The 6777-nt window shown below is 63.1% G+C and carries 6 protein-coding genes and 1 pseudogene; 5 read left to right on the top strand and 2 right to left on the bottom strand.

What is annotated here, in order from left to right:
- The 4 genes and pseudogenes from NW835_RS07550 to NW835_RS07535 all read left to right on the top strand — a co-directional run.
- Positions 1–836 (top strand): annotated as a pseudogene (locus NW835_RS07550) (glutamate-5-semialdehyde dehydrogenase); the annotation flags it as partial.
- Positions 837–1105: 269 nt separating this feature from the next.
- The gene (locus NW835_RS07545) at positions 1106–1651 is read left to right on the top strand and encodes an RNA-binding protein (RefSeq protein ID WP_414364604.1); all 546 of its coding nucleotides are present in this window, start codon (positions 1106–1108) and stop codon (positions 1649–1651) included.
- Between the two features lie 178 nt (positions 1652–1829).
- Entirely contained in the window at positions 1830–2537 is a 708-nt protein-coding gene (locus tag NW835_RS07540) for a DsbA family protein (protein WP_414414949.1), read from the top strand.
- 23 nt (positions 2538–2560) lie between these two features.
- Positions 2561–3274 carry an HNH endonuclease gene (locus tag NW835_RS07535; protein ID WP_414414948.1) on the top strand — a complete coding sequence of 238 codons (714 nt, stop codon included), beginning with the start codon at positions 2561–2563 and terminating at the stop codon, positions 3272–3274.
- Positions 3275–3330: 56 nt separating this feature from the next.
- Here the strand turns inward: NW835_RS07535 and NW835_RS07530 are convergent, their stop codons facing one another.
- Together NW835_RS07530 and NW835_RS07525 are read right to left on the bottom strand one after the other, a co-directional pair.
- The gene (locus NW835_RS07530; RefSeq protein ID WP_414364994.1) at positions 3331–4392 is read right to left on the bottom strand and encodes an SPOR domain-containing protein; all 1062 of its coding nucleotides are present in this window, start codon (positions 4390–4392) and stop codon (positions 3331–3333) included.
- 224 nt (positions 4393–4616) lie between these two features.
- Positions 4617–5033, bottom strand: a complete 417-nt coding sequence (locus tag NW835_RS07525) for a hypothetical protein (RefSeq protein ID WP_414414947.1) — start codon at positions 5031–5033, stop codon at positions 4617–4619.
- A gap of 97 nt (positions 5034–5130) precedes the next feature.
- On the opposite strand from NW835_RS07525, the gene recJ reads away from it, so the two are divergent.
- Positions 5131–6777: single-stranded-DNA-specific exonuclease RecJ (gene recJ / locus NW835_RS07520; protein ID WP_414414946.1), on the top strand; the 1647-nt coding region annotated here is incomplete at its 3' end.

Below are 6777 nucleotides of genomic sequence, written 5' to 3'. Positions count from 1 at the left end.
CTGCCATCCAGGCGGGGCTGCAGCAGATCCCAGACTTTCCCCAGGGATCCCTGCAATTGCTCACCAGCCGCGAGGAGATCAAAGCCCTGCTGCAACTGGAAGGGCTGGTGGATCTCATCATCCCGCGCGGCTCCAGCAGCTTTGTCCGCTACATTATGGAAAATACTCGCATCCCGGTGCTGGGCCATGCCGATGGCCTGTGTCACCTGTACGTGGATCGGGCCGCTGATGTGGACATGGCGGTGAGGCTGACGCTGGACAGCAAAACCCAGTATCCTGCCGCCTGCAACGCCATCGAGACCCTGCTGGTGCACGCGGCCATCGCCCCTCGATTTTTGCCCCTGGCTGTGCAGGCGCTGCGCGAGAAAGGGGTAGAGCTGCGCGGGGATCCCCGCTGCCGCGAGCTGGTACCCGATCTGATCCCGGCCACTGAGGCCGACTGGAGCACTGAGTACGCCGACCTGATTCTAGCTATCAAAATGGTGGATTCCCTCGACGAGGCCATTGCCCACATCCAACGGTACGGATCCCGGCACACCGAGGCCATCGTGACCGAAGACGCCGCCGCTGCCCAGCGCTTTCTCGACGAAGTGGACGCAGCAGGGGTCTTTCACAATGCCTCCACCCGCTTTGCCGATGGCTTTCGCTATGGCTTCGGGGCGGAGGTGGGGATCAGCACCCAAAAGCTGCCGCCGCGCGGCCCGGTGGGTCTGGAAGGCCTAGTAACCTACCGCTACCAACTGCGGGGGCGAGGCCATCTCGTAGCCGACTATACCGGGCCCCAGGCCCGTCCCTTTCTCCATCGGGATCGCTTGAGCAGCGCTGGTTGGATCTAGGCAGGAACCGCCGGCCAACGCCGCTCCCTGCAAAAGCTGCCTGGGTCAGCCAGCCAATCGACAAAGCCGTTTTGCTCAGCTTTTTGGCTTTGGCCTGAGGTAAATTGAAAAATAGCTTTATGCTTTGCAAAGGTTGCGGTTTGTGCTGCGCTGGGATGGGACAATGAACTACTGAGTTCTGGGTTTCCTAATCTGGCAGCCCCAATGCTTTTGGATTGACCCGTTGCATTTTGGCCTTCTGTTATTTCGATAAGGAGCTTCGCTGCATCATGCCCGTTCGTCTGTATGTCGGAAATCTGCCGGAAGAGGTGGATCGTCAGGCATTGGAGAAGCTCTTTAGCTCTGCAGGTGAGGTCATTTCCACCAAGGTGATTCGGGATCGGCGGACAGGCAAATGTCGCGGCTTCGGGTTTGTAACCGTGAGCACCGAAGAGCAGGCGCAGCAGTACATCGAGAAATTCAACGGCCATAGCTTTGGCGATGTCAACTTGCGCATCGAGATTGCCCAGCCGCGGGAGAAACGGGAAGACGCCGAAGCCAAAGCAGCAGCCTCCGGCTCCCCAGCTAAGGAGTCTGCCAAAGACGCTGGCAAGGATTCCAGGGCGCCCGGGGATCCTGAGCCCCGAGGTTCTTCCAAAGGCTCCAAAGAGTCGGGGGACAAGTCCGCCCCCAGCAAGAAGCAACGCCAGCGGGGCCACAAAGGCGGCGGAGGCAATGTCGTTGCCGAGACCGAAGGGGCCTCTGAGCCGGATCCCCGTTGGGCCAGCCAGTTGCAGCGGATTAAGGAGCAGCTTCTCCAAGCGACCAACTCCTGATCCCCCCGAAAGCGTGGTAGACATCGCCGCCATCTGGCGTTAGCTTGGTTGAGCTGTACAGCTCTGGGCATACCCGAGAGGGGGTTTTGGGATGGATAGTCTGGCAAGGGTTTTTCGCGTGTGGGGACAGCACTTGGCCAAGGTTGGGTTCCTCGGCGCGCTGCTGGTTTGGCTGGGGATGAGCAGTGTTGTCCAAGTTGCCCTCGCAGCTCCAGCCGATTTGGAGGAGCAGGTGCTGCAGATCATTCGCAAGAACCCCCAGGTGATCCTTGAGGCTGTGCAGGAGTACCAGCAGCGGCAGTACCAAGAGCAGCAGCAACAACAGCAGCAGTTGGCGGAAGAATTTGGCCGTCAGTTGCGGGAGAACCCGCGTGCTGTCATCGGAGACTCTCCTCAACTGGGATCCGACACTTTGCGGCTGGTGTTGGTGGAGTTTTCTGATTTCCAATGTCCCTTCTGCGCTCGCGCCCACGACACCCTCAAACAGTTCATGGCCGAGCACGGGAAGGAGGTGACCTTGGTGTATAAGCACCTGCCCTTGACCAGCATCCACCCGGAGGCGATGGCGGCGGCTCGCGCGGCTTGGGCTGCCCACCGCCAGGGCAAGTTCTGGGAGTTCCACGACGAGCTCTTCGCCAACCAATCCCAGCTTGGGGATGCGTTTTATGTGGCCACTGCCGAGAAGTTGGGCCTGAACGTGGAGAAGTTCAACCGGGATCGGCGCAGCCGGGCGGCAGAGCGCGCCATTCAGCGGGATATGGAGCTGGCCTCTCAACTGGGCATCGGCGGCACCCCTCATTTCATCTTGAACGGCATTGCCTTCTCGGGGGCACAGCCGCTGGAGGTGTTTGAGCAGACGTTGCAACAGGCCAAGCAAGCTCTTTAGCCCGTTCAGGGCCTTAGATCCTGATGTCGAGTCCCTATCGTTGCCCGGAGTGTGGGGATGAGTTCCTGTTTCGACCGGATCCCTGCCCCACCTGTGCCAGACGACAACGCCAGAAGCGACAGGCCGCTCGTGCCAAGGAGAAGCGGGGCAGCTACGACCTGACGGGCCAGGTGGCCGCTGCCGAGTTCTGGCAACTGTTGCGCTGGTACCCCTGTTGCCCCTGCTGTGGCAGGCCATGGTCACAGGTGGGATCCGCCCCTGTGCAGGATCACATTATCCCGCTCAGCCGCGGAGGGCCCAACACGGCTGCCAACTTGCAGCCCCTCTGCCCGGCCTGCAACGGCTGGAAGGCAGACTTTCTCATCTATTTCGACAGGGCTGTGCCGGGTCAGGTGCGGGCTTTGCCCCCACAACTCTGGCCCAGCTTTCGGTGTTGGCTCCGCCTTACCGGGGCCGATCCAGGGGTGGAGGATATCCACAGCACCCCGTCCAACCCCTGCGAAAGGCAACTGGACTGGTTGGATCCCAGCCTAGATCTTGGCGGTGGGAATTGCCCCCAAGTGATGCAACAGTTGGCCTATCCCCTGGCCAGCCCGGCCCAGTTACAGGCGGAAACCCTGCGCCTCACCCTGGCGGCGATCTCACTTGTAGAAGGATCCCTGGTGATTCCAAGAAGTGGTGCAAAGGGCAACGAGGCCCAATGGGGCTATTCTCAACAGCCGCGAAGCGGTTTCTGACCTCCCCTCTCCCTCAGGGAGAGGGGCTGGGGGTGAGGAGCTGAAGCCGGCTGCTGCTACTCGACGGGCAGGACGCGGGCGTCAAACCCCGCCTCGGCCAGGGCACGCCGCGCCTGTTCGGCATTGGCCCGCTGCCGGTAAGTGCCCACCTGAATCACAGAGCCGCGCACAAAAGCGTCAGGGGCAAACTGCTGCAGCTTAGGCAGCGCCTCTGCCCCGGCGGATACCACCACCCAAAATCCACCTGTGCCTTCTTCGCGCAGGGATGCGGGAGAGGGGGTGGGATCCTGAACCAGAAGCGGTCGAGAGCGGCGCAGGTCGGCGGGGAAGATCCCGGCTTCGTAGCCTTGGCCGGCCAGGTACCGCACCTGTTCGGCGGCAGCAGCCGGGTCGGCAAACCCGCCCGTGCGCACCACCCGCAGGTCGTCGTAGATCAAGGGCAGGGATCCCTCTAGCAGTTGTTTGAGTGCAGGCCATTTCTCCCCCCTGGGATCCGCCACCAACACCCAGTAGCGCTCCCCCTGAGGTGGCTGGGAGTCGGGATCCCTTCCGGATCCCCCTTCAGCCAGCGACACCGCCACCGCCGGCAAGCCCTGGGCAGTTAGCCAGCGGGCCTGATCCTGGGCCAACGACAGGCGGGAGAAGGTGCCCGTCTGCAAGGCGGCCTGGCCGCGGTATTGCACCACAGCAGCCCCTGGAAAGAAGCGGCGTACCCGCTCCTCTAGCCGGGGATCCCTGCTGGGGTTGGGCACATAGGTGGCAAAGGGCCGCTGGGGATCGGAGGGGGGAGCCGTTGGCGCCGGTGGGACAGGGTTTTCAGAACTGGCGGAGGGGCGGTCGGGCGCTGTTTGGGCGGGAAAAGCGGGCGGAAGGGGCGGATCCGTATCTTGACGGCTCACCACCCGCACCGGCAAGCCCAACCGTTCCAATTCGGCCTGGCGGCGTTGGGCGTGGTTGCGGTTGATGAAGGTTCCTGCCAGAATGAATACCTGTCCATCCCCTTGCACGAAATAGGCGTCCGGTACCTGGGCACGCACCTGAGCCAAGGCGGCTGCCTCGGCGGCCAAGACGTGGACTTGGTAGCGGGTTAAGGCCAAAGCAGCGGGCAGGGCAAGCATGCCAGCCGCCAGGGATCCAGCCAGGAGGGCTGCCGTCCTCCCCACTTGGGGCCATGGGCCGGCAGGGATCCCCTGCCACCCTGGAGCAGCCCTTGGGTTTATAAGCCATCTGTGGCACTGACACAGCCCAGCGTTCACGGGAGAAGCACAGATTTAGCGCATCTCTAGTATAGACAGGTCGGCAGAACTCCACTGCTGGTCGGAACGGTTTCAGCCAGGGGTTTTTAGAAGCGGCGGCGACGATAGCTCTGGCGGCGCGGCGCTCCGAGGGCGCGGGATCCTCCCAGGGCGAAGCGGAGGATCTCGGTTTTGTAGTGCTGGGAACCTTCGGTGTAGCGGGCAAGCTGAATGGTGGATCCCTGGCCGGAGGGGAGGGCCAGCAAAGGCTGCTCCGGCGTTGCAGCTTCGATGGCGATGAAAAACCGCAAGCGCAGCAGCACCTCCAACTTAGACAGGCGCTCGCTCTGTTCGGGCACGAGGCGGCCCAGAGAGATTTGGAGTCGCGGCCTGCGGCGCCGGGATCCGGGGCGGCCCCAGAGCTGCTGGATCAACGTCCACAGGGAGGCCTGCTCAGGGGATTTGACCAACAGCTTCAGTCCCGTCAGCGGGTTGAGGCCATAGGTAAGCAGCAGAGAATACATGGGCAGCGCACTGAGGAGCAGAGAGGCGTTTTTAGGTTAGGGTCAAAAGATAGCTTACAGGCCAACTGTAGCACTGCTACCCGCTAGCTGAAGACCAATGGCCATGGCCGGGATCCCCGACCAACGCTGGCTGTTCCATCCTGTGGATGAGCCGACGGCCCGGCGTCTGGCTGAGGTCGTGGGGATCTCGCCCCTGTTGGCCCAGATCCTGCTCAACCGCGGCCTGTCTGGCCCCGCCGAGATCCAACACTATTTGCAGCCGGATCCCACCTACCTGCCCCCGCCCAGCCATGACTTTGCCGAGCTGCCCCTGGCGGTAGAGCTGTTGGAGAGGGCGATTTGCCGGCAGGAGCCCATCGCCATCTGCGGCGACTACGATGCCGACGGCATGACCAGCACGGCCCTGCTGCTGCGGGCTTTGCGGGGCACACCGGTGGTTTACCGCATCCCCAGCCGCCTCAGGGAGGGCTATGGCCTCAACAGCCGCATGGTGCAAGAGCTGCACCGCGAGGGGGTACGCCTCATTCTCACCGTAGACAATGGCATTGCTGCCCACGAGCCCATCCAACTGGCCAAAGAGTTAGGGCTAACGGTGATCGTGACGGATCACCACGACTTGCCCCCCCAGTTGCCCCCTGCCGACGCCATTCTCAACCCCAAGCGGATCCCGGCATCGTCTCCCTATCGGGGGATGGCCGGGGTGGGGGTGGCCTACCTCCTGGCCCAAGCCTTGGCAGAGCGCCGCGGTGACGAACAGTTGGGGCGGGTAGCCCTGGAACTGTTTACCGTGGGCACCATTGCCGATTTGGCGCCGCTGACGGGGGTGAACCGTCTTTGGGTGCGGCAGGGGCTGGCTCTCTTGCCCACTTCGCCGCTGGCCGGGATCCGCGCCCTCTTGGCAGTGATAGGAATGACAGGATCCCTAGAGGAGCTGCGGCCAGAGTGGGTAGGGTTTGGCTTGGGGCCCCGCATCAATGCCATTGGGCGAATTGGCCGACCGGAGATGGGGATCCGGCTGCTGACCACCGACGACCCGCAGCAGGCAGAGAAACTGGCCCGCCGCTGTGAACGGCTCAACCAGGTGCGGCAGCAGATGTGCAGCCGCATTGAGGCGGAGGCTTTGGAGCAGATGGCCCGGCAAGAGCGGGATCTGGCGCAGGAGCGGGTGTTAATCCTTTTGGGAGCTCCCCAGCAGCGCTGGCACAAGGGGGTGATTGGCCTGGTGGCTTCGCGGCTGGCGGAGCGCTTTGGCTGTCCAGTGTTTATCGGCAGCCAGTCGCGCCAGGGGGAGATCACTGGCTCGGCGCGGCAGGGGATCCCGGAGTTCGACGTGTTTCAGGCCCTGGAGTTTTGCAAGGATCTGTTTATCAAACATGGCGGCCACCCGGCGGCGGGGGGGTTTAGCCTGAAAGCGGAAAACTGGCCTCTTTTGGAAGAGCGGCTGCGGCAATTGGCCCAACAGCGTCTGCAGCCGGAGCAAATCCGGCCCCTGGTGCAGATCGACGCGGAGGTGGCGCTGGCGGATCTCACCCTCGACCTCTACCGAGAGCTGCAACGGTTGCAACCCTGTGGCATCGGCAATCCTGAGCCGGTCTTTTGCAGCCGCAACCTGCAGGTGCTACAGCAGCAGCGATTTGGCCCGCAGCCTGCCCAGGGGGAGGAGGATACCCCCGGCCACCTAAAGCTGCTGCTCCGGGATCCCGTCAGCCGGCGCCTGGACGGGGCAGGATCCTCGCTTGCCGCA

The organism is Synechococcus sp. OH2 (genome assembly GCF_047462155.1).
GTDB lineage: Bacteria > Cyanobacteriota > Cyanobacteriia > Thermostichales > Thermostichaceae > Thermostichus.
This window is presented reverse-complemented; position numbering and strand designations above follow the sequence as displayed.